The sequence below is a fragment of the Echinicola pacifica DSM 19836 genome, from assembly GCF_000373245.1.
Lineage (GTDB): Bacteria > Bacteroidota > Bacteroidia > Cytophagales > Cyclobacteriaceae > Echinicola > Echinicola pacifica.
The window spans coordinates 105,296-129,331 of the sequence record NZ_KB890754.1 but is presented as its reverse complement, the minus strand read 5'-3'; the positions used below and the strand labels follow the sequence as shown (position 1 = coordinate 129,331).

Below are 24,036 nucleotides of genomic sequence, written 5' to 3'. Positions count from 1 at the left end.
CAAATAATGCCTTTAGTTCCTTCATCAAAATATTCAGGTTCTCCGATATTATTCAATGGACACCTGCAGACGATCATCCCCGCACTATTCCGGCCAAACATCTCCTTACCCTTTGAAAGAGAAAGAATTAACACGCCCGACGGCGACTTTTTGGACCTTGATTGGCTGAGAAATAATCACCCAAAACTCATCATTCTAAGTCATGGCTTGGAGGGAGATAGTCAGCGTCCTTATATGAAAGGAATGGCCAAACATTTTTTCCAAAATGGTTTCGATGTGCTATGCTGGAACTTCAGAGGATGCAGTGGAAGCATGAATAAGCGCCCGGTATTCTATCATTCGGGAGCCACACACGATCTCCAAACCGTCATCTCCCATGCCGCGGCAGGCTATGATCAGGTAAACCTTATCGGCTTTAGCTTAGGAGGAAACCTCACCTTAAAGTATCTGGGAGAACTCTCCGACCCACTGCCCATCCACCGGGCGGTCGCCATCTCTGTTCCCTTGCACTTGGAATCCAGCTGTCATAAGATAAGCACGGGAGAAAATATCATATACTCCAACCGATTCCTGAAAACGCTCAAGCAAAAAGTCCGGCAAAAGGCGAAACTCTTCCCAGAGCAACTCAATGAAGCTGCGCTGGCCTCGGTAAAGACCCTGCAGGATTTTGATGACGTCTTCACTGGCCCTCTTCATGGTTTCACTGGCGCCAAAGACTACTATGAACAGTGCTCCTCTATCCATTTCCTGTCTAAGATCAAAACCCCGACACTCGTCATTAATGCCTTAAACGACCCTTTCCTGAGCGATCACTGCTTCCCTAAAGCCCTCGCCAGCCAACTCGATAATGTATTTATGGAGTTTCCTGATACAGGTGGTCATGTGGGATTCAGACCACTGAAAAGGAACCAAATTTATTGGTCTGAAAAAAGAGCACTTGAATTTATCACTAGGGATGATTATTTTACACCAAACTAGCTAATAACCATGTGCGAACGATATACATTAGGCGCTTCTAAGGAGCAACTAGAACAACGATTTGGATCCGAAATGCTGGAAAATTTCCATTCCAGGTATAATATAGCCCCGACCCAGTTGCTCCCAGTTATTACATCTGACAGTCCTGCGGGATTTTCGCATTTTTACTGGGGCACCACGCCGGGGTTTGCTAAAAACAAGCCATTGTCTCTAAAGTATATAAATGCTGCTGCGGAAACTGCAGCCACTAAGGCGGCCACCAAATCGGCCTTTATGCGCAGAAGATGTATCATACCTGCCGATGGTTATTATGCCTGGAAAAAAATCGGTAAAAAAACTAAAATTCCACATCGCTTTGTTTTTCCTCCTGATCGCCTGATGAGTTTTGCCGGCTTATGGGAGGAGTATGAAAATGAAAATGGGGAGATCAATCATACTTTTATCATCCTCACGGTCCCTGCCAATCCCTTGCATCGGGATTTTGGCGATACCATGCCTGCCATCCTGGATAAGGGGCAAGAAAAAATATGGTTAGATAAGTATAGCAGTCCCGAACAACTTCAGTCAGTGCTAAGCACCTATTCCGAGGACAAAATGACCACCTACCCTGTCTCACCCAATGTGAATTTTATTACCAACGATTCTGAATACCTCATTCGAAAAACCAGCCCTATGGATCAATTTGGCAATTACACCCTATTTGGTTAATATTTTAAATAATTTTTGGCCAAAGCTGTGTAATTTTACTTTCCAACAGTCCTCACCTTTAGGGCGAGGGCTGGAAGACAATAGCTTTTTTTCAACATCTTAATTAGAATACCATGAATAAATCCAAAATAATCGGTGTGGGACATTATGTTCCTGACCAGGTGGTCACCAATGATGATCTTACCAAAATCATGGAAACAAGTGATGAGTGGATTGTGGAGCGCACCGGCATCCATGAAAGGAGATGGTTTACTCCTGGAAAAGATACTGTCGCTAATATGTCAGCCAAAGCCAGCGTGATGGCCGCCGAAAGGGCAGGCATCACTCTTGACACGGTAGATTTTATTATTTTTGCTACCAGCACACCTGATTATTTTGCCCCTGGCAATGGCGTACTCCTTCAGCGTGAGATAGGCCTGCAAGGAATAGGCGCTTTAGATGTTCGCAATGCCTGCTCCGGATTCATCTATGGCCTCTCGATCGCAGATCAGTTCATCAAAACTGGCATGTACAAAACTATTTTGGTGGTCGGCGCTGAGATCCAATCTTCAGCACTTGATAAGTCCACTGCCGGCAGGGGAAATGCAGTAATCTTCGCAGATGGTGCAGGCGCAGCTATCGTTCAAGCGACCACCGACGCTCAATCTGGCATCCTTTCCTCTCATTTACATGCCGACGGTGACTATGCCGAGGAGCTCTATCTAAAGGATCCAGGCAGCAGCAGGGAAGTCCGCCTGGCTCCAGAAATGGTCAATGATGATAGCTTCAGGATGCAGATGAATGGTAATGTGGTGTTTAAGCATGCCATCGTAAGGTTCAACGAGGTAATTTTGGAGGCCTTACAGGCCAATAATAAAACCGTAGAAGATATCGATCTCCTCGTTCCACATCAAGCCAACTTAAGAATCAGTCAATATATACAGCAGAAACTAGGTCTGCCAGACGAAAAGGTATTTAATAATATAATGCATTATGGGAATACCACCGCTGCGACCATTCCTTTGGCCCTCAGTGAAGCTTGGGAAGAAGGAAGAATCAAGGACGGAGACCTGATTTGCTTGGCAGCCTTTGGAAGCGGATTCGCCTGGGGATCGGTATTATTGAACTGGTAGTGATCCTATGGACAATTCGCTGAACCTAAATATCCTGAACGACGAAGGGCTGTTTCATTCTATCCACCAATTGAGGGAGCAGTTTATCCACGTATTTTCGGATTTGGGCAATAAAATAAACGAGACCAATTTATTCGCTCTTCATGCCGATCAGAAGGGCGTAAAGATAAGTCAGGGTAATGCTCTGCAACATTGCCCCTATCAGGTGTTGGATATTATCAGGGATTTTGACAAGCATTCAGGGTTTAATATTAGGATTATGAACTGGTGGGGCCATGGTCTCTACCTTCTTGTATTTATGGGCCAAAATAATACCCTTAGTCCTCGGCAATACAAAGCCTATCAGGCGGCTTCTTTCGAAATCACCGAGACCGGTTCTCCCTTTGACTATGCCGGGATCATCGGCCAGGGAAGAAAAACTAGTATCCCGGATGCTGAAAATCTCAGCAAGCACCTAACAAAATACCATCATATACAGTTGATTAAGCAGCTATCTTATCCCACTGACACAGCCCAATTATTGGACTTATTGCAGCGGGAATGGTCGATGATTGTCAATATCCATGAGGGAAATTAATCTTTTCTCATGAATAAATGATAATTTAGAACCCTGGTGAAATGCTAACCGTAAACCTATTTTACTGATAATTAGAAGACAATATTCCTAAATATATATGAAATACCTCCTGCTCCTAAGTACCCTATTACTCTCTGTCTCACACGTATTTGGACAGCGTCAATCGGTAAAAATGTACAATAAAGATTCCACCATAGTGGGGATAGGTGTGGTCGAAAATGGCAAGATGGAAGGCCTATGGCAGCTACGGTCTCCCCAGACTAATAAACTCCTGGAAGAAGGCTATCTAAAAGCGGGAAAGAAAGATGGCAGCTGGACTACTTACCATCCCAATGGAGTCAAAAGCAAGGTGGCCGAATACAAAGACAACCAGCTAAACGGAGCCTATCTGCAGTACGATGCTGGCGGGGAACTGATCCAAAAAATCACTTACCAGGACAGCGTAGCCACAGGTGAATACATTGAATTCTATGGCTCCGACTCCCCTGTATATGGATTTAATCTGGGCAAAAGAATAAAAAAAGAAGGTCAATATAAAAATGGCAAGAAAGAGGGGGAATGGCTTTCCTATTATGAAAACAGCCAATTGGCCATAAAAAACGCCTATAAGGAGGACAAACTGGAAGGCCCTTACCTAGAATATTCTGCCGATGGCCAACTCATGATAGAGGTCAATTATAAAAACAATGAACCTCATGGAGTTTTCAAGAGGTATTCCTTCGATAATGTTTTGGAGCAGATCGGAGAATATGACATGGGTACCAAGGTGGGTGAATGGATAACTTACTTTCCAGGCACCAAAATCCTCGCCGCTGAAGAATATTACGATGAGAATGGTAATAAATCAGGAACCTGGAAATACTATTATGAAAATAAAAGAATCGCCCGCACAGAGAAATACGAAAATGATATCCCGATAGGCACTTGGGAGGAATTTTTCTCCAATAAGAACTTAGCAAAAAGAAAAACCTATGAGCTTGGAGCGCCTACTGGCGACTATATAGAAAACCACGAGGACGAATCCCCATCCGTTCGTGGCCAGTATAGCAATGGGATCAAGACTGGTCTGTGGAAAAGCTTCTATGCCGATGGGCAACTTTATTCTATTGGCGAATATAAAAACGGTGTAAAAAGTGGTCTATGGAAATACTTCAATAAAATCGGAATCCTGATAGGAGAAGGAGAATATGAATTGGGCTCTGAGCATGGCCAATGGTTTTATTATTATGATGGTGGCCAGCTTAAGTCCGTAGGAAGCTATTTCTATGGCTTCGAGGACGGCACCTGGGGACTGTTCTACGACAATAAGCAGCTGACCCAAGAGGAAGAATGGAGCAATGGCCGTCTGATGAATATCAGTCAATATAATAATTACGAAGGAACAGACACCTTAGGCAAGGGCACGCTAAAAGATGGAGACGGAAGCCGATACACCTATTATGTCAATGGAAATAAAGAATCTGAAGGCACTTATAATTTTGGCAAACCAGATGGGAAATGGACCTATTATCATGACAATGGCAAAATAGCCTCCTCTGGAATGATGGATGAAGGCAAGCGACAAGGACGTTGGACTTATTTTAATAGATCAGGCAAACTACATGAAATCATCACTTATAAGGATGACGAGATCATTCCTGACAAAATCCCACAAGTGGATTTACCTTTCCAGATGTTTGAATAATCTAGCACCGGAATCATACACCTAGTTTAAGGAAATGATTTCGGTTTTTTTATGCCCTTAAAAATGGTGCTTTCTGCCTAAAGCTTTGGTAGAAAATTCTACCCATTCCTAAAAGTCTGATCCACATAATTTTTTTTTGACTAATTGATCATTTTTTTTATTCTTGCTTTTATCAATTTGAGCGGCTCTATCCTTCAGGAAATCTCCCTTTTAGGCACACGCAATTTTATTATACATAAGCAGGGCAAAAAAAACTTTAAGTCACCTTTAGACCTAAATATCATAAGATTAAGAGGGTAAAAATATAAATTACGACTATTCAGGGGGCAATTGACTTCGGAAAAAAGGCAAAAATCACTATGGCATTGCCTTATATTTATACACAAGCCTAGCGTCAAATCTGGAGGCCAAATAATATTTTACCTAAAACCTCTAAATCTTTTTTAATTTTTTTATAAAAGTATTTTTTAAATTGGGGTATATTTTGTTTATTTGAATACCCTAATAAATAAAGCAACAAATGAATTTAATAGATCCAAAAAAAAATCTAGAAGAAAAAGAAGGAGTAGTTGAAATTAAAAACTACCTGAACAAGATCAAAATCATCAAGAATCTATATACGAATGGCAGCAATACTGCCAGTGAGATATGCAATGAGGTGGGGATCAGTTTACCGACTGTCAATTCCCTCTTGACTGATTTGATTCAAGGTGGCCAGCTAATAAAGCAAGGCCGGGCAGAATCCCAAGGTGGGCGTAAGCCGGACCTTTACCGACTGGGTTCAGATTCTTTCTATGTATTATCATTAGATATCAGTAAGTTTTCGATAAGAGCAGCCATATATGACAGCTCTAATAAGGCCGTGACAGAGACGGGTACGTTTAAGATCACGCTGAATAACGAAAAGAGTACCTTTGACAAGATTTCCGACTTCATGGAAACCTATATGCAGGAGTCCGGAGTAGCCAATGACAAGATCATCGCCATAGGTATGTCCATGCCAGGATTGGTAGATTCCGTAAATGGCATCAACCATACCTATTTAAAGTTTGGCAAGAAGACCTTGGTAGAGAATTTTGAAGGCAGGTTTGACAAGAAAGTCTTTATTGAGAACGATGCCCGAGCGATGACCTTGGCCGAATTTAAGTTCAGTCAGGATCAGAAGTACAATAACGTATTGGGCATCTTTGTGGGCTGGGGCATTGGCCTTGGCATCATCATAGACGGCAAGTTATACCGAGGCGGTGCAGGATTTGCAGGCGAGTTTAGCCACTCTCCTATTTTCGAATCACGGGAGATTTCCTGTACTTGTGGCAAAAAAGGATGCTTGGAAGCGGTGGCCTCAGGCACGGCGATGGTTCGTATGGCGGAAGATGCCATTACTAAGGATACCGATTCTATTCTGAGCAGAATGGCGCGCGAGCGTGGTGAGAATATAGACCCTTCCCTGATCGTGGATGCCGCACTGGCAGGCGACCAAAGAGCTATCACCATCCTATCGGATGTAGGGCTGGACCTCGGAAGAGGAATTTCCATCCTGATCCAATTGCTCAATCCCGACCTGATCATCGTGGGTGGTAGTGTAGCAGAAGCCCAGCAATACCTGATCACGCCAATACAACAAGCATTGAACATCTTCAGCATGGCCAAATCCAGAGAGAAATCCGAGCTTGTCCTTTATAAGTTGGGCAAGGAAGTAGGACTCTTGGGAGGAGTAGCTGTGGTGATAGAAAATATATTTGAAGATATCATTAATTGATCTGAGGCTGCAAGTCTGCATGCTTCGAGGGTCATTTTAAACAGCATCAACGTAAAACCATTTTAATATGCTAAGCAACTATCCTTTATCGGAAGTAGAAAAATGTTTCTTAAAAGAATCAGGTGTCACGGAGATCACTACCAAGATCCCATACCTGATGGTGGACAATTTCCCTAAAATGGGGCTATTGACAGCATGTAGATTCCTCGAGTGGGCAGCAGCAAACCCTGATGGGGTGATCAGCTTACCAACTGGAAAAACTCCTGAATTTTTCATCAAGTGGACCCAGTTCTTACTTGAAAATTGGGATAGCAAAAAAGGCCAGGACATCCGTGCGGAATACGGAATGTCTGACCTTAAAAAACCAGTTCTCAAGGACCTTCATTTTGTTCAAATCGATGAATTCTATCCTATTGCTTCTGAGCAGGCGAATAGTTTCTTTCACTATGTGAACAAATTTTATATTGATGGTTTTGGTTTAGATCCTGCAAAGGCCCTCTTGATCAATTCTGACGACATCACTTTGGCAGAAGGCAAGCACTTCTCCGAAATCTTCCCTACATTGAAGGTGGATCTTTCGCTTAGATTCCGCGAAGCCTCTACTAAGGAGGAGAAACTTCAGCAAGAATCCATTTATCTGATTGACAAATGGTGTGGCGAATACGAGCAAAAAATCCGTGACAAAGGCGGCATTGGTTTCTTCCTTGGGGGAATCGGCCCTGATGGTCACATCGCTTTCAATACCCGGGGAAGTGACTTATACTCCACCACTCGACTAACTGAGACGAATTTTGAAACTCAGGCAGTTGCAGCAGGTGACCTTGGCGGCATAGAAGTTTCTGCCAATAGACTTGTGATCACCATTGGTTTGGAGACGATCGTTTACAATCCTGAAGCAGTAGGCATCATCATCGCTGCCGGAGAAGCTAAAGCACAGATCGTAAAGGACTCTTTGGAGACTACTTTAGACAATATCTATCCAGCTACCGTTCTTCAGAAATTGAAAAACGGCCGTTTTTACCTGACCAAAGGTGCTGCTTCTAAGCTTACCGACAGTGTAAACAGCTACTTCCAAAAAGGAGAGTGGACTCAGGCTAAAACTGAAAAGTCTATCCTGGAGCTCTGCAAAAAACTAGGCAAATATGCCAATAGATTGAAACTTGAGGACCTGAAAAACGATCCTTATACTTCATTGATTCCAAACTTGTCCGAAAACACTGTAAAGCAGGTTATCGACAGCACCATTGCTAAGCTGAACAAGGGAATCGAAAAAGAGGAAGGTGAAGTTTTACTTCACACAGGACCTCACCATGATGATATTTCATTAGGTATCCTTCCTCATATCACCAATCAACTGAGTGAGAAGTCAAATGAGGCTCATTTCTCTGTATTGACCTCTGGCTTTACTGCGGTGACCAACACTTTTGTGATCGACACCTTGCAGTACACCAAAAAACTATTGGACCAGGATCTGATCCAAATGGTGAATTATGAAGATTTCTTCCAGACTGGCTACAAGCTTAAGATGGACAAGGACATCTATCATTACCTTACCAATGTAGCCTCAGAAGAGCCAGACCAAATTAAAAGGGGACTTTGTCACCGAGTGGTAAGAGCTTTGGTGTCTATATTCGAGGTACCAAATAGCCAGAAGCTCCGTGAGACGATCAATGATGTATTAGCCATCTTGAAAAACTCTTATGATGGAGAGAAGAATCCACCAAAAATCCAGAAGCTTAAGGGTATGATCCGTGAGTTTGAGGAAGAATTGGTATGGGCTCACTTTGGAGTGAAAGTAAAGAATGTTCATCACTTGAGACTTGGTTTCTATACTGGTGATATCTTCACCGAGCAGCCGGATAAGAAACGTGATGTGGAACCGATCGTGGAAATGTTCAGAGAAGTGAACCCTACCAAGATCAGCTTGACACTCGATCCGGAAGGAAGTGGCCCTGATACGCACTATAAAGTACTACAGGCTACTGCGGAAGCGGTACGTCAGTGGAGCAAGGAAAAAGACCTTAGTGACCTTCGAATCATAGGCTATAGAAACGTATGGTTCCAGTTCGAAGCATCTGAGTCCAATGTCATCGTCCCAGTATCTCTAGGAGATCTATCGGTGATGGAAGATTCCTTTGCCAACTGCTACCTAAGTCAGGTGAATGCCTCCTTCCCTAGCTATGCACATAATGGTAAATTCAGTACCATCGCTAAGCGTACTTGGGTAAAACAACTTAATGATATCCAGTTGCTTTTAGGAAAAGATTATTTCTACCAACATGATATGGCAAAAGTTAGAGCCAGTCATGGGCTGATATTCTTCAAAGATATGAATGTAGAAGAATTCATCGCTCATGCAAGAGAGCTGGAGAAATCCATCGAAGGAATGATCTAAGCGATCTGCTCCCTATTGCGCCTAACTGTTTATAAGATATCCGAAGGCGTTAAAACTTTCGGATATCTTTGGTTTTTATAAACGAAATAATATGAAAAGAAATCGGCTGATTTTGGGTTTGGACATTGGAGGGACATCTATCAATGCCGGTATAATGAAGGATGGGACTTTGGTAGAAAAAAAGGAGATCCCTACCCCTTCACAGGCTACTCAAGAGGAAATTTTAAATACAATTGCAGAATTTATACGATCGTACTTTACTCATGATATAGATGGTATTGGGATTGGTATTCCCGGGCTTGTAGATTCCAATAAAGGAATCGTATATAACCTGGAAAATATCCCTGCCTTCACCAAGGTGGCATTGAAGGATTACCTCGAAGAGGCCCTCCAAAAGCCCGTATTTATAAATAATGATGCCAATTGCTTTGCATTGGGGGAGTATAGGTTCGGCGGTGCTGACCATCACCAGAATATGGTGGGGATTACCCTTGGTACAGGTATAGGAACGGGCATCATCACCAATGGCGAGCTCTACACAGGCTATATCTGTGGCGCTGGCGAATGGGGTGGAGTGCCGTATAAAGACAGCAATTTTGAAAGTTATTGCAGCAGTAAGTTCTTCCGGAATTTACACCATACCACAGCAAAAAAACTTGCCAGTAAGGCTGCTGAAGGTGATCCTGAAGCATTAAAATTGTTTCATGAATATGGAATGCACATTGGTAACCTGATTAAATACATCCTATTTACCTATGCCCCGGAAGCAATTGTAATTGGTGGCTCTATCCGTAAAGCCTTCCCTTACTTTTCGGAAGGAATGTACGAAGCAGTAAGCACCTTTCCTTATCATTCAATAAGTGAAAACCTCACAATATACACCTCCAAACTGGAAGATTCCGCAATCATGGGAGCTGCAGCATTGGTGGAAGAAGACCGCACACCAGCGGTAAATAGTATCAAATAAGCCTTCCCGGACCTCTGAAATCTCGGGGGGCTTATTTTTTTAACTTTCTCCTTAATCCCCCGCTTCTTACCCTATTCTATTTTTCTTTTTAAGCGAGGATTTAGTAGCCCTGTATCAATTTTCTTTTTGGGAAAACTCATTGCAAATGTTTGCTTTTCCTTTTATATTGATCTACAGTTACCCTGACACATATATCCCCTTATTTATATAAAAATGCTTGACATTTACCCCCGCACCTATTCCTTCCCCACCCTCCTTTTCTGTTTAGTATCGCTTCTTATTCTTCCCATAAACACCATTGCTCAGGAAAAGCCTTTTGGCTTCAGCCCTATCAAAGCCAAAAAAGCAGGAATCAGCTTTAAGAACCAATTGATCGAAGATGCCTCCAATAATATTCTCACCTATGAATATTTCTATAATGGTGGTGGGGTAGCCTTGGGGGATTTGGACAATGATGGATTAGACGAAATCTTCCTAACGGGAAATATGAGTCCAAATGCCTTATACCAAAATCTCGGAGACTTTAAGTTTAAAGATATCAGCAAAAAAGCAGGGATTAGCGGGAAGGATAGCTGGACCACGGGCGTCACCATGGCTGATATTAATGCAGATGGCTACCTGGATATTTATGTGTGCTATTCTGGAAAGGGAGATGCCGATAGCCGGCAAAATGAATTGTACATTAATAATAAAGATCTTACTTTCTCCGAACAAGCAAGTAAGTATGGTCTGAACAGCAACTATAATAGTACCCAAGCCTTATTTTTTGACTATGATCAAGATGGTGATCTGGAAATGTATCTGCTAAACCATAATACAGAAGTCATCACAGAATTTCAATTCGTGGAAGCCAAATCAAAAAAGCATGATCGAGCAGGAGATCAGTTGTTCCGCAATGAAGGTGGCCATTTTGTGGAAGTCACTCAGGAAGCTGGCATTTTCTCCAATTCCCTAGGCTTTGGGCTGGGAATAAGCGCTGCCGATCTTAATGGAGATGGCTTATTGGACCTTTATGTGTCAAACGATTATATAGAGCATGATTACCTCTATCTAAATAATGGAGACGGTACCTTCCAAGAATCCATGAAGGAAAACCTAGGACACATTAGTCATTTCTCCATGGGCCTGGACTTATCAGATATAAACAATGACGGCTACCAGGATATATTCACGCTGGACATGCTGCCAGAGGACAATAAGCGCCAAAAGCTGCTCTATGGACCTGAAAATTACGAGCATTATCATCTGATGCTTCAGGAGGGATTTCATCATCAGAATATGAGGAATATGCTCCAAATCAATAATGGAGATGGCACTTTTAGTGAAGTGGGGCAGCTTGCGGGAGTCTCCAATACCGACTGGAGCTGGTCTTCCCTATTCTTTGATGCCGATAATGATGGACTCAAAGACCTCTTTATTACCAATGGCTATTATAGAGACTATACCAATAGGGATTTTCTTAAATACAAGGGTGACTATTATTTCCAGAAAGCGATCGCTAGAGAAAAAGCAGACACGCTCGATCTTGTCACCAGCATGTCCTCCACCCCACTAAAGAACTATTCATTTCGAAATAAGGGAAACTTAGCTTTTGAGAATAGCTCGGCTCAATGGGGCTTAGATCATCTGGGTTTTTCTAACGGTGCCGCCTATTCCGACCTTAATAATGACGGCCAAATGGACCTCGTCGTCAACAACCTAAATGACTTCCCTTCTATCTATAAAAATTCTGGTGCTCCCGGAAATCATTTCTTAAAAATCAAACTGAAGGGGAGCGGACTCAATACCTCTGGGATAGGGGCGAAAATCACTTTATTTCAGGGCTCCACCTTACAAGAGCAAGTCCAAATGCCCACTCGAGGTTTTCAATCCTCCATGAGCCATATTCTTCATTTTGGCATCCCAAAAAACACCCTGGTGGATTCAGTCACCGTGCTCTGGGCAGATGGAAAAAGCCAAACCCTCGCTCAGCCCAGCCTAGATACCCAGTTGACCATGGACTATTCCTTAGCCACACTTTCCTCTACCCCATCATCTGCACCACAGCCCCCTTTGCTACAAGCTACCGAATCGCCCATTCCTTACCGATATACGGAAAGCCAGGTCAATGACTTTAAAAGACAACCACTCCTTCAAGTGATGCCAAGCTATACGGCTCCGGTATTAGCCAGCAGCATGGCCTTAGAGAAACCAAAATGGGTGTATGCTGGAGGAACAAAAGGGTCTGCCGGAACCTTATATAAGCAGCAGTCCAACGGGGCATTCCTTCCCTCCGATCATTTCAAATCTGACCCTAAACATACTGATTCTGACGCGTTGTTTTTTGATGCGAATGGGGATGATTTGGAAGATTTATATATCGCCAGTGGCGGTTATCATAATTACTCTGGCTACGAAGGGGAATTACAAGATCGATTATATATAAATGATGGCAATGGAGGATATATACTCCAAGATGCAGCGCTACCCGATATGCCAATAAGCACTGCTACGGTGGCGGCGGTAGATTATGATGCTGATGGAGATCAGGATTTATTTGTGGGAGGCAGGATCGTACCCGGGAAGTATCCTCAGCCAGCCCCCAGCTATCTGCTAAGAAATCTAGGCGACGGCACTTTCGAGGACGTCACAGCAGACTATTTACCAGCCCTGGCAGATCTAGGAATGATCACTGATGCCAGCTGGCTGGACCTCAACGAGGATGGTCTGATGGACCTGATCCTGATTGGGGAATGCATGCCCATAAAAATCTTTATCAATAAGGAGGGCCGGGAATTTACCGACCAATCCAATATATGGCTAGACCAAGCATTACATGGCCTGTGGAACACGATGACCACAGCGGATTTTGATCAGGATGGAGACCTCGATCTAGTATTGGGAAATTTAGGAATGAATACTCAGATGAACCCCAGCGAGGAAGAGCCTGTCACCATTTATTATGGGGATTTTGATGGTAACGGTTCTGTGGACCCTATATTGGTGCGTTATATTCAAGGCAAAGCCTATCCCTTTGCGAGCAGAGATGAGCTATTGGATCAGATGTATGGTATGCGAAGTAATTTTACAGATTATGAAAGCTATTCTAATGCAAGCATCACGGACATCTTATCGGAGGAGCAATTAGCTAGCTGCCAGAAATTAAGCATTACACAGGTCAAATCTATTTATCTCGAAAACACCGGCAAGAAGCTTGTCCCTAGGAACCTACCGATAGAAGCCCAGTTTTCTCCGATCTATAGCATTCTAGCCAATGACATCAATGGAGATGGCAATCTGGATCTGGTGCTGGGAGGCAACCAGCATTATACCCGACTGCGAATTGGAGTGATCGATGCCAATTATGGTCAGGTTCTCCTTGGTGATGGTCAGGGAAATTTCCGTTATATATCCCAGCTGGAGTCAGGTCTAAGTCTGAAAGGCGACCTAAAATCCATCCTTCCTCTCCACAGTCAGGGAGAGGATTATCTTCTCTTTGGGATGGGAAACTATGGCATTCAAGCCTATAAATTATCACAAAAACCATGAGACTTTCCCTACTTTATTCTGATAAATTATTTCCATCAAGGCTATTGAAAACCTTCGGCTTGTTGCTGGTTGTACTTTTATCCTGCGGGAAACAAGCATTTTCTCAAAGCGAAAAAGAACAGGTTCAGCTTTATATTGATAACCTGTTTGAGATCACTCAAATCATGGTAAGTGATGTCACTGCTCCTACCGGAGCGGCGAGATTTTATGCTTATAGCACCTTGGGAGCATATATGGCTCTGGATAAACCCGTAAAACTACCTAATAATTTCACTGGCAGTTTTCGCGTTCCACTGATTATCGACAGGCCTGGGAAGGTTGATATAAAAGCTGATTTTGCAGCCTTATACTGTATGCTTCGCATTGGAGAGGCTATAATGCCCTCTGGAAAACGCCTCGAAGCAGCCAAGGGCCGATTGATGGAGCGCTATAGAGTCAACCGCTGGATGAGCAAAAAGGAAATGGTAGCCAGCATATCCTATGCTGAGCAAATTGCCGATCAGGTGATTGCCTATAGCAAAACGGATGGTTATTCTCAGTTAAGTGCACTGCCACGATATTCGCCCTCGGAGCAGGTAGGAACCTGGTATCCCACCCCTCCGGCGTACCTTGGAGCGATTGACCCGGAGTGGCGAACCATACGGCCTTTCTTCCTGAGAGACCTCAGCCAATTTAAGCCAATTCCACCAGCACCCTTTGATATGGACAGCACCAGCAGCTTCTATACCCAAATGATGGAAGTGCACAGTGTTTCCAAAAAATTAACCTCAGAGCAAAGGCTCATCGCTAATTTCTGGGATTGTAACCCTTTTATGGTATCCTATAGCGGTCATATGGCTATTGGGCTAAAAAAAATCAGTCCTGGTGGTCACTGGGTGAGCATCACTGGAATTGCCGCTCTAAAGGCAGGCTTTTCCCTCGCCCAGACCCTGGAGGCACATGCTTTAGTTTCCACTGGCTTGCATGATGCATTCATTAGCTGCTGGGAAGAAAAGTACGATAGTGATCGGATACGTCCCGAGACGGCCATCAATAAATATATCGATAATCAATGGAGGCCGATCCTCCAGACTCCACCCTTCCCTGAATATACCAGTGGACATAGCGTGATCTCGCGAACCAGCGCCGTGTTACTCACTTGGTATTTTGATCAAACTATCAGCTATACAGACAGCTCTGAGGAATACTTTGGCCTGCCCGCCAGAAAGTTTAAATCCTTTCTTCAAGCTTCTGACGAGGCGGCAATCTCGAGATTGTATGGAGGCATCCATTTCCGTGATGCGATCGAAGAAGGTGTCCGCCAAGGTGCCAAAATTGGAGAATTCATTATTGGGCATGTGGATTCAAAGTCTCTTAGTAATAATTAACAGTTTATACATCTATTTGGAATCTATCCGATTCTATTTCAAGATCCAATTGGTTTTTGATTAGACTGTAATAACTCGCTCCTTTAGTACTATTATTTTATCCGCCTTTTTCACTGTGCTTCACCTATGGGCTATAATAATTACTGTTCTATTCTTAAAAAACTCCTGTAAATTCTCATGAATAATTTTCTCATTTTCAGCATCTACTGCTGAGCTTACTTCGTCTAGGATAATTATTTCAGGATCTTTATTTTGCTCTGGCTATCAGTATGCGTTGCATCTGACCTTTGCTAAGTCCCAATCCATTTTCTCCAATTTTAGTCAGCTCTTTTGAGGGAATCTGTCAATAAACTCAGCACTGATAAGATCTCGCCATAGGTCAGGCTTACTATTAAGGAGGATTTATCCTTTGTCCTTAATCTCAGAGTCAGTCATTCATAATACTTCTTGGGAGTTTAATGATAGCTATTTTTCCGCTACCGCTAGTTCCAATAATCAAATGCTATTGATAAAGTGCCTTGCTATGGCCATCTAAAGCGCAGCTACACACATAAATTCCTTTGTTATTCCGCTCTGTCCCTCTCATCTTCATTGCTGAAATTTTTGCTTTTACTTTTAAGGTTGCTGTTGCCAAATCGATAAACGGCGGATAATCTTAGCTGCCTAATATCATAGTAATTTCGGTATTCCTGTCTTAAACCGTCCACGTAACTTACAATCGTTCTTCGATCAGTTTTAAAAATATCAGAAAGCACAAGGCCTAAATGGAGTTGATCCTCCAATAAAACAGCCTTGACACCCAGATCGACAGCACAGCTTTTCGAAATTCTGTCCACACCGGATACCCCTGGCGCGATATACCAAAAATTCAATTCTCCAAGAAATGTCTTCTCTGAATTAAAATAGATCGTATTATCCATCGAAAAGTAAAAGCCCGCTCCTTCCTGCTTATCGATCGTATTTGGCAGCATGGAGGTGACGCGGGAATAGTATAGATCATATTGCAAATAACTCTCAAACCACCTAGCCCTATCAAATGTAAAGGATTGGGAAATGCCTACCATCTGCTCATTCAAAAAATTCCTTCTTATCGTCGCCTGAATGTCTGTTTTAGGATCAATAAGGGTGACCTGCTCACTGCCATTGTTGAGCTTCATTAGATACAGCGATGTGTTCAGGTTGCTCCTATAGAGATGGGACAGCTCTAAGTTATCAATAAAATAAGGCTGAAGAAAAGGGTTCCCTTCTGTATAGGAATAAGGATTAGGATACCAACGGAAAGGGTTCAGGTCCGCATAATCCGGACGGTTTATACGCTTCCCATAATTTATCGACCATACATGGTTTTCATTGGGAGTATAAGTGGCGTAAGCAGTCGGAAACAGTTTATAATAATCATTTTTATTTGTCTTTAGAAGAGTAAGAGAATTTCCCTCAGTCTGGGTAAATTCAAGACGTAAACCTCCTTTAAAGTCCCACTTTTGAAGGGATTTACCCACACTTCCATATATGGTCTGGGTATTTTCTTTATACCTAAACACATTTGACAGATCCGTATCAAGGACATATACATTTTCCTGAAAACGGAAAGCCCCCACCTCACTGTTGTTTTTTATAAATGACAGCTTACTGCCAAATTCAACATCAGCAAATGCTGTAGGCCATTCAAAATCAATCCCGGAAGTGAATGACTCGATATCCTGAAAGGAGGTATTCCTAAATGTCTCCGTTGAGTTCTCTATATAATTACCGCTAGCAAGAAAAACATTAGTGCTATTCACCCTGTCAGACCCATTTCTATGAATAAAATAATCCAAATCAATGGACATGGATTTACCCACGGTGTCAAATTTGGTTTTGAAGTGTCCATTTAACGAATGATAAAATGCTTTTTCATCCGAGTTTCCCAAGGTTCGCAATAAAGAATCCAGTCCACCGGAAGCATTAAACAGGTAGGTTGAGCTCTCTTCATTATTGTCTGGTCTGTTGGTGGATCCAAGGTACTGAATGCCAATAGTGCTTTTTTCGTCCAACTCATAATCTATTCCAGCTCGTCCAGAAACAAATTTTGAAAAATATCTGATTTTCGAAACTCCTTCCCATACTTGGGTACTGTGGTCAATTACACTATTTTCGTTTGCTTCAATGGATCCCAATCTGCTATTTAAATTTGAAAAAAGCGACCACTTATCCTTTTGGTAAGTAAAACCTCCTCCGAGATATCCTGTCGGGTAGGTGTTTTGTCTATAAGAAGATTGGATATTCCCACCGATATAATCTTTTTTTGCTTTTTTTAGTACAATATTGATCAAGCCGCTATTTCCACCAGCTTCGTATTTGGCCGGAGGATTAGTGATCACTTCCACTCTTGATATATCGTTGGATGTCAATGATCGGAGGTAATTTGCTAAATCCTTTCCGGAAAGTGGCGATAGCCGATCGTCTATCATCACTTTGACACTGCTCTTACCTACTATGCTGACCTCATCTCCACTAATCCTAATGCCGGGAGTTTTTTGCAATACATCCAAAGCATCCCCGCCCGATGAAGCGACAATGCTATTTTCCACATTGAATATCAACCTGTCAACTTTCCTTTCCAGCACAGGACCAATTCCCTGTACGGTTACCTGCTCCAGATCACGCGCACTTTCTGTCAAAATAATCCTTCCCAAGTCCCCTTTATTATCCTCGGAAACCTGATAGATTTTATCCTCAAAACCAATATGTCTCGCTATTATCTCCAACGGACCTTCGGCGTTTATCTCAATTTCAAATTTCCCCATCTCATCGGTTACCACCCCAGTAACCATGCTATCACTGCCTACTATATTGACAGAAACCGTTGCATACCCTATCGGGTTATTTCCAGCATCGGTCACCGTCCCTTTATAGATCACTGTTCTTTCATAGGATTGTGAAAATGATAGATGGGATAAAAGAAATAAGGTAAAAATGAATAAACTTTTATAACTCCTCACGTTTTTGCTTTTCGGGAAACAAGAGTCAAATATGCTAGTAATAGCCTTGGAAAAACCACCAGTATTAATAAGCTATTTAATGACCAACCAGCCTCATTGTCATTTTACTCCAAGCAATAAAAGCAAAACAAAATAATGAAAAAAAGTATTTAGCAATTTTAAATTATAAATAAACACAAAATACCAAAAAAAAGTACTTACTAAGGTGCTGAATGTGAATTTTAACCTGTCCAAATAATTATAAGGTATTCAAGATGATGATATAATAAAAAGAAAAGTCTCCTTAGAAATAATTCCTCAGGAGACTTTTTGAAATAATTTCATATCTCATACTTTTCATTTACTAATCCAACGATTACTTCCGCTGGAAGTCATCCTGAACGCGGACGATATCATCTTCATTGGAAGGATTTGCAGGGTCGGTGTGCATCCATATCTCAGCTACGACACCCCAATTATCCATTCCTATCAGGCGATGTCTTTCGCCTTTGGCAAGCTCCACGACCTCTCCTAAGACTAGGGATTTAAGCTCTCCCTCTTCATCGGTTGGGCTGGTAACAATGCCACCTTCTCCACCTACCAATTTCCATATTTCGGCTCTGCGGTGGTGATATTGCCAGGAAAGTCTTTTTTCAGGACCCACAAGTAAAATTTTGGGGCTAAGTTTCTGCTTAAGTTGATCTTCCGAAAAGTCCACACTAGCAAAAAACTGGGATCTAAATTTAGCTATCTGGCTTTCATCAATAACAAAAAAACCACCCCAAGGTCTTTCTCTGTCCTCGGCGGCAACCTGATATTCATTAAAATCCAACCAGTCCTTGATTTGTTTAAAAATTTCTTCTTTGGAAGCGTTCTTTTCTATCTTCATATTGTTCTTCGGTTTAATAGATTGACCCTTAAAATTATGAATTGCCAGACATAAATCCTCATACATTAGATTTAAATTCTAATTATTCAACCTTGTAACCATTCACTCCATAATATACTATATAGAGATAGCATATCAGAGGGACGACAAAGGAAAGCTGAACACTGCCAGAAATATCCGCTACCAATCCCTGAACCAGGGGAACGATGGCTCCACCCACGATCGCCATCACCAATAAGGAGGAAGCTTGACCGGTATATTTACCCAGGCCACGGATGGCAAGAGAAAATATGGTGGGAAACATGATGGAATTAAACAAACCTAAGGCAACAATTGCCCATAAAGCCAGCAGGCCATCGGTAAGTAATCCCACTACCAATAAGGCCATTGCCGTAAGGCCAAATAACCATAAAGTACGGTTAGGGATGAATCTACCAACAAGGATCACCAAGATATTCAAGGCAATAAAAGCTAATGCATATAAGGCCATCTGCAGTTCATATACATATAATATGCTGACAAATGCCAAGATGGCAATGCCCAGAATCAGCCAGAATCGGTTAGAAGGTTTCTTAAAATCCGCTAAGGCTATCGCCCCAAAAAACCTTCCAACCATGGCTCCGCCCCAGAATAGCGCTAAATAATGACTCGCTTCGGCTTCATCCAAGCCCGTGATTTCTGGCAGCCTGGCAAAATTAATCAAATTACTTCCCACTGTCACCTCTCCACCAACATAAGCGAAGATAGCACCTACGCCCAAAAGCAAATGGCGGTGCTTGAGGGCTCCACTATCAGAGACGACGACCTCCTGATCGCCGATTTGAGGTAGCTTAAACATCTTGAAAATAAGAGCTATCACCAATAAGGTCACTGCCAATCCAATATAGGGAAGCTTCACTGCGTCGGCAGAAATCTCAACCTCCCCTATGGTGCCAAATATCAAATACCCACCAATGATGGGTGCAATAGTGGTACCTAGGGAGTTGAAAGCCTGAGTCATATTCAGTCGGCTGGAGGCTCCCGACGGATTCCCAAGAATGGTCACATAGGGATTGGCTGCTATCTGCAGGATCGTGATGCCCGAAGCCAGCACGAACAAGGCAAATAGAAAAAATCCAAAACTCACAAAACTTGCTGCTGGATAGAAAAACAGGCAGCCAATAGCCGCAATTACGAGCCCTATGATAATTCCATTTTTATATCCTATTCGCCCGATAGGGTCCCCTTTGGTAATAGAGATCAGGTAATAAATCAGAGAAATAATAAAGTAAGCCCCAAAGAAGGCAGTCTGAATGAGCATCGCCTGCCAATGCTGCAAGGTAAATACCTGCTGGAGGTGAGGGATAAGGATGTCATTCAGGCAAGTGATAAATCCCCACATGAAGAATAACATGGTCACTAGAAATAAGGGACCAGAATATGACTTCCCTGTGTCAAAGTCAGCATTCGATTGAGGAGCATCCTTGCTCACATTAATTGAGGCCATGGGCGGTGATGATTTGGGGTTAGTATTAGATTAAATCGCTTTTTGGTTGTATTCCCAGCTATAAGCAGCGCCTATTAAGGCAGCTTGCTCTCCTAGCTGAGTTATTGCAATGGGTGTAGAATGGCCATTTTTCAGCAAATATTCTTGCAAACTAGGCATAAACAATCCCTCAGCTTTGGAGATATTCCCGCCAAGTACAATTACTTCCGGCTGATCATTTTTGATAAAGTTGCAGAGAAATTCACCTAAATTCTCACCAAATTCGTGGAAGATATCCTTTGCAAGAGCATCAGTGGCAGACAGGTCTGCTAATGAACGCACATCTTTAATCTTCTTTCCGGCTTTGGCAGAATATTGGTCCCGAAACCATCTGGTGGAAACGTACTCTTCTGCTATGGTCCCTCGAAAGGGGCTACACCATAAGGCCGCATCTTCAGCGAAGTCACCATGGAATCGAGCACTTCCCAATCCAGTGCCTAAGGTAAGGCCTATGGCTTTCTGATAAGGGCGTGCTGCACCTGCGGAAACCTCTCCTTGCAAAAAGCAGGCAGCATCATTTTCGAAATGGATGCAGCAGGTCGAGGTTTGCAATGCCCTGGCAAGTTCCTCCTTGATGTTCATACCATACAAAGAGGCATATTTTCCCTGATCCTTCAGTAAAGAAATCCCCTCTACATAATCAAATGGTCCAGGCATCGCAATGCCTATCTTGCAGATGGAAGGATGATACCCCGGAATATCAGATATGCAGTCGCTCCAAGCCTTTAATATCTCCTCCGCCTTTGCGGTAGAATCTACTTTTCTCCTGATGAGGGTGCCCTCCATCAATGTTTGATTGTGCAAATCCACTACGCCCGCCGTAATATGCGAACCACCTATGTCAACGCCAACTACTTTTTGCTCAGTCATCAAAATTTACAATTAATATAGGGTCAAAAATTAGTCTAAGTCAGTGGAAAGGGAATACGGGAAAGTCTCAGGAGCTATGCCACGACTTTTGTTGGGTGCAGCGCTCATCGTAAAGTCAATCACGGCACCTTTCATTAAACTCTTATGGCTAAGCCAATTATTATCATAGCGCTTACCATTCATTTCCACCGCTTGGATATAGCGATTGTCCGCACTATTATTTGGAGCATTGATGACCACTTTATTTCCATTTTGGAGGCTCAAGGTAGCTTTTTGGAAAAGTGGTGCGCCAATTACATATTGATCCGTACCTGGGCATACAGGGTAAAAACCCAGGGCGGAGAAGATATACCAGGCGGAAGTCTGGCCATTGTCCTCATCACCGCAGTAGCCATCAGGGCCAGGCATATACATCCGATTCATCGTTTCCCGTACCCAATACTGCGTTTTCCAAGGCTCACCCGCAAAGTCGTATAGGTAGATCATATGCTGTATCGGCTGATTACCATGCGCATATTGGCCCATATTGGCGATCTGCATCTCGCGAATTTCGTGGATCACTCCACCATAATAACTGTCGTCAAACACCGGTGGCAAGGAGAACACCTTATCTAGCTGAGCTACAAACTGCTCTCTTCCTCCCATCAGCTCCGATAAGCCTTGGATATCATGGAAGACCGACCAGGTATAATGCCAGCTATTCCCTTCCGTAAAGGCATCGCCCCATTTAAACGGATTGAAAGGGGCCATAAAATTCCCATCCTTATTTTTACCACGCATCAACTTCGTTTCCGGGTCAAATAACTTTTTATAGTTTAAGCTTCTTTGTCTATAATATTCAATTTCTTTTGCGGGTTTATCGAGTGCCTTGGCCAACTGATAGATCGTAAAATCATCGTAGGCATACTCTAAGGTTCTGGCTGCATTTTCATTAATCCCCACGTCATATGGCACATAGCCTAAGTCTTTATAATACTCAGCTCCTGCACGGCCCACGGCGGTAAGTGGCCCAGCATTATTGGCGCCATGAATCAGGGCCTCATATAGTTTTTCGATATCATAATCATAGTCTCCCTCATATTTGAGATAGGCATCTGCCACGACTGAAGCGGAGTTATTCCCCACCATGACATTCCTAAGGCCAGGACTGGCCCACTCGGGAAGCCAGCCACTTTCGTCATAAGCATTGGCAAGCCCCTCCTGCATCTGAGCATTGAGCTCGGGATACATCAGGTTAAGAAATGGAAATAAGGAGCGAAAAGTGTCCCAAAAACCCGTATCTGTAAACATATATCCTGGCAAAACTTCCCCATTATAGGGGCTATAATGCACCACTTCTCCTTGCGCATTATATTCAAAAAACTTCCGTGGGAATAATAAAGAGCGATACAAGCAGCTATAGAAAGTCTCCATCTGATCCTGCGTCCCACCAGAAACTTCAATTCGACCTAGCTCTTCATTCCATGTCTTCCGTCCCAGTTCCTTCAAGGTTTCGAAATCCTGGTCTCCGATTTCCTGAAGATTAATAAAAGCCTGTTCTATACTGATAAAGGAGGAGGCGATTTTAGCATTTATCTGCTCACCACGGCTGGTTTCAAAACCTATAATGGCTCCTACGTGATTGGATTTGGCATGGAGATCCTGCTGGAGAAGGCTGTCCTTAAAGGTATGTGTGAAGCTAAAATCCTTGTCAAACTCAATGACAAAATAATTCTTAAAATTATCCGGCACTCCCCCACTGTTTTTGGTGGTGTATCCAGTGATCACACGATTTTTTGGGTCAATTTCAATAGACGATCCATTATCAAAAGCATCGATTACGATGGAAGACTGCTCGGATTCGGGGAAGGTAAACCTAAACCGGGCGGCCCTTTCGGTGGGAACCAGCTCGGTGGTCACATCATGATCTGCAAGATATACTGAGTAATAATAGGGACTGACCGTTTCGGATTTATGAGAAAACCAGCTGGCTCTATCATCCTGATTAAATACAACTTTTCCAGTCACTGGCATGATAGAAAATTGCCCGTAATCATTCATCCATGGAGACGGCTGGTGAGTTTGCTTGAAACCTCGGATTTTTGTGGCATCGTACATATAAGCCCATCCATCTCCCATCTTACCCGTCTGAGGCGTCCAGAAATTCATCCCCCAAGGCATGGCGATCGCAGGGTAAACATTGCCATTGGAAAGGCTATGATCCGAATCTGTACCCATCAAAGGCCTTACAAAATCAACCGGCTGGTCCACTTTCATGATGAGGTGATCAGACTGAGCCTGGCTTGATAAGTTGCCCACAGTAAAGAGCAGCAACCCTAAAAGAAGCTTTTTCATATTGGATTTTGTTAATTGACACGTAAATAGAGATGAAGCTCAAAGAGAGCAAAGTCATCACAAATAGTCGAGGAAGTAGAAAATACTAGGTTCCACTTTACAAATATATTAGCATAAAGTTAAAAAGCTAAACCCTTTTAGTATTATTTCGAATTTGATTGAAATGCTTTTTTCTCTATTCGAAGCTTTTAGAATTGGCCACTATCCCCCATTTATCATAGGTCCATTTAGGCTAAAGCCTCCTAAGAATCACCAATTTTACCCCTGCTTCAATGTATAAAAGCTTAAGGATCATTTTTATTTCCCTAAAAAAAAGTCCGACCGAGGTATTACTAATAGTTAATAAAAAAAAATCCCATCTACCGAAGCAGATGGGATGGATA

General features: G+C 42.8%; 15 protein-coding genes. 10 read left to right on the top strand and 5 right to left on the bottom strand.

The features are described from left to right. The first annotated feature begins 6 nt into the window (after positions 1 to 6). The 10 genes from B050_RS0114420 to B050_RS0114370 all read left to right on the top strand — a co-directional run bounded on the left by B050_RS0114420 (position 7) and on the right by B050_RS0114370 (position 15,075). Entirely contained in the window at positions 7 to 978 is a 972-nt protein-coding gene (locus B050_RS0114420; protein WP_018474644.1) for a YheT family hydrolase, read from the top strand. A 9-nt stretch (positions 979 to 987) separates the two neighbouring features. Then, a complete protein-coding gene (locus B050_RS0114415) occupies positions 988 to 1,686 on the top strand; it encodes an SOS response-associated peptidase (RefSeq protein WP_026235909.1) in 699 nt (232 codons plus the stop codon). Between the two features lie 113 nt (positions 1,687 to 1,799). Then, positions 1,800 to 2,798 (top strand): 3-oxoacyl-ACP synthase III family protein, encoded by a 999-nt coding sequence (locus tag B050_RS0114410; protein ID WP_018474642.1) that lies wholly within the window; start codon positions 1,800 to 1,802, stop codon positions 2,796 to 2,798. A 7-nt stretch (positions 2,799 to 2,805) separates the two neighbouring features. Continuing rightward, positions 2,806 to 3,375, top strand: a complete 570-nt coding sequence (locus tag B050_RS0114405; protein ID WP_018474641.1) for a hypothetical protein — start codon at positions 2,806 to 2,808, stop codon at positions 3,373 to 3,375. A 97-nt stretch (positions 3,376 to 3,472) separates the two neighbouring features. Further along, complete coding sequence (locus tag B050_RS0114400; RefSeq protein WP_026235908.1) at positions 3,473 to 5,059, top strand: toxin-antitoxin system YwqK family antitoxin; 1,587 nt, start codon at positions 3,473 to 3,475, stop codon at positions 5,057 to 5,059. A 520-nt stretch (positions 5,060 to 5,579) separates the two neighbouring features. Further along, on the top strand, positions 5,580 to 6,818 hold the full coding sequence (locus B050_RS0114390; RefSeq protein WP_018474638.1) for an ROK family transcriptional regulator: 1,239 nt from the start codon (positions 5,580 to 5,582) through the stop codon (positions 6,816 to 6,818). 67 nt (positions 6,819 to 6,885) lie between these two features. Next, positions 6,886 to 9,213 carry a PIG-L family deacetylase gene (locus B050_RS0114385; protein WP_018474637.1) on the top strand — a complete coding sequence of 776 codons (2,328 nt, stop codon included), beginning with the start codon at positions 6,886 to 6,888 and terminating at the stop codon, positions 9,211 to 9,213. 91 nt (positions 9,214 to 9,304) lie between these two features. After that, positions 9,305 to 10,180, top strand: coding sequence for an ROK family protein (locus tag B050_RS0114380; protein WP_018474636.1), 876 nt, complete (start codon positions 9,305 to 9,307; stop codon positions 10,178 to 10,180). A gap of 213 nt (positions 10,181 to 10,393) precedes the next feature. Beyond that, positions 10,394 to 13,708, top strand: a complete 3,315-nt coding sequence (locus tag B050_RS0114375; protein WP_018474635.1) for a VCBS repeat-containing protein — start codon at positions 10,394 to 10,396, stop codon at positions 13,706 to 13,708. Further along, the gene (locus B050_RS0114370) at positions 13,705 to 15,075 is read left to right on the top strand and encodes a vanadium-dependent haloperoxidase (RefSeq protein ID WP_018474634.1); all 1,371 of its coding nucleotides are present in this window, start codon (positions 13,705 to 13,707) and stop codon (positions 15,073 to 15,075) included. The genes B050_RS0114375 and B050_RS0114370 overlap by 4 nt, the downstream gene beginning before the upstream one ends. Positions 15,076 to 15,638: 563 nt before the next feature. On the opposite strand, the gene B050_RS22500 is transcribed toward B050_RS0114370, so the two are convergent. From B050_RS22500 to B050_RS0114345, 5 genes are all read right to left on the bottom strand, one after another. Beyond that, on the bottom strand, positions 15,639 to 17,975 hold the full coding sequence (locus B050_RS22500) for an outer membrane beta-barrel family protein (RefSeq protein WP_018474633.1): 2,337 nt from the start codon (positions 17,973 to 17,975) through the stop codon (positions 15,639 to 15,641). A gap of 436 nt (positions 17,976 to 18,411) precedes the next feature. Continuing rightward, complete coding sequence (locus B050_RS0114360; protein ID WP_026235907.1) at positions 18,412 to 18,924, bottom strand: cupin domain-containing protein; 513 nt, start codon at positions 18,922 to 18,924, stop codon at positions 18,412 to 18,414. A gap of 82 nt (positions 18,925 to 19,006) precedes the next feature. Beyond that, a complete protein-coding gene (locus tag B050_RS0114355) occupies positions 19,007 to 20,410 on the bottom strand; it encodes a sugar MFS transporter (protein ID WP_018474631.1) in 1,404 nt (467 codons plus the stop codon). Between the two features lie 30 nt (positions 20,411 to 20,440). Then, a complete protein-coding gene (locus B050_RS0114350; protein WP_026235906.1) occupies positions 20,441 to 21,319 on the bottom strand; it encodes an ROK family protein in 879 nt (292 codons plus the stop codon). Between the two features lie 30 nt (positions 21,320 to 21,349). Beyond that, on the bottom strand, positions 21,350 to 23,653 hold the full coding sequence (locus B050_RS0114345; protein WP_018474629.1) for a GH92 family glycosyl hydrolase: 2,304 nt from the start codon (positions 23,651 to 23,653) through the stop codon (positions 21,350 to 21,352). Positions 23,654 to 24,036 lie beyond the last annotated feature (383 nt).

Bases quoted from the DNA above. Each gene is read 5' to 3' on its own strand.
- B050_RS0114350 (WP_026235906.1), bottom strand. From the start codon at position 21,319: ATGACTGAGCAAAAAGTAGTTGGCGTTGACATAGGTGGTTCGCATATT.
- B050_RS0114420 (WP_018474644.1), top strand. From the start codon at position 7: ATGCCTTTAGTTCCTTCATCAAAATATTCAGGTTCTCCGATATTATTC.
- B050_RS0114355 (WP_018474631.1), bottom strand. From the start codon at position 20,410: ATGGCCTCAATTAATGTGAGCAAGGATGCTCCTCAATCGAATGCTGAC.
- B050_RS0114370 (WP_018474634.1), top strand. From the start codon at position 13,705: ATGAGACTTTCCCTACTTTATTCTGATAAATTATTTCCATCAAGGCTA.
- B050_RS0114375 (WP_018474635.1), top strand. From the start codon at position 10,394: ATGCTTGACATTTACCCCCGCACCTATTCCTTCCCCACCCTCCTTTTC.
- B050_RS0114380 (WP_018474636.1), top strand. From the start codon at position 9,305: ATGAAAAGAAATCGGCTGATTTTGGGTTTGGACATTGGAGGGACATCT.
- B050_RS0114390 (WP_018474638.1), top strand. From the start codon at position 5,580: ATGAATTTAATAGATCCAAAAAAAAATCTAGAAGAAAAAGAAGGAGTA.
- B050_RS0114385 (WP_018474637.1), top strand. From the start codon at position 6,886: ATGCTAAGCAACTATCCTTTATCGGAAGTAGAAAAATGTTTCTTAAAA.
- B050_RS0114345 (WP_018474629.1), bottom strand. From the start codon at position 23,653: ATGAAAAAGCTTCTTTTAGGGTTGCTGCTCTTTACTGTGGGCAACTTA.
- B050_RS0114415 (WP_026235909.1), top strand. From the start codon at position 988: ATGTGCGAACGATATACATTAGGCGCTTCTAAGGAGCAACTAGAACAA.
- B050_RS0114405 (WP_018474641.1), top strand. From the start codon at position 2,806: ATGGACAATTCGCTGAACCTAAATATCCTGAACGACGAAGGGCTGTTT.
- B050_RS0114360 (WP_026235907.1), bottom strand. From the start codon at position 18,924: ATGAAGATAGAAAAGAACGCTTCCAAAGAAGAAATTTTTAAACAAATC.
- B050_RS0114400 (WP_026235908.1), top strand. From the start codon at position 3,473: ATGAAATACCTCCTGCTCCTAAGTACCCTATTACTCTCTGTCTCACAC.
- B050_RS0114410 (WP_018474642.1), top strand. From the start codon at position 1,800: ATGAATAAATCCAAAATAATCGGTGTGGGACATTATGTTCCTGACCAG.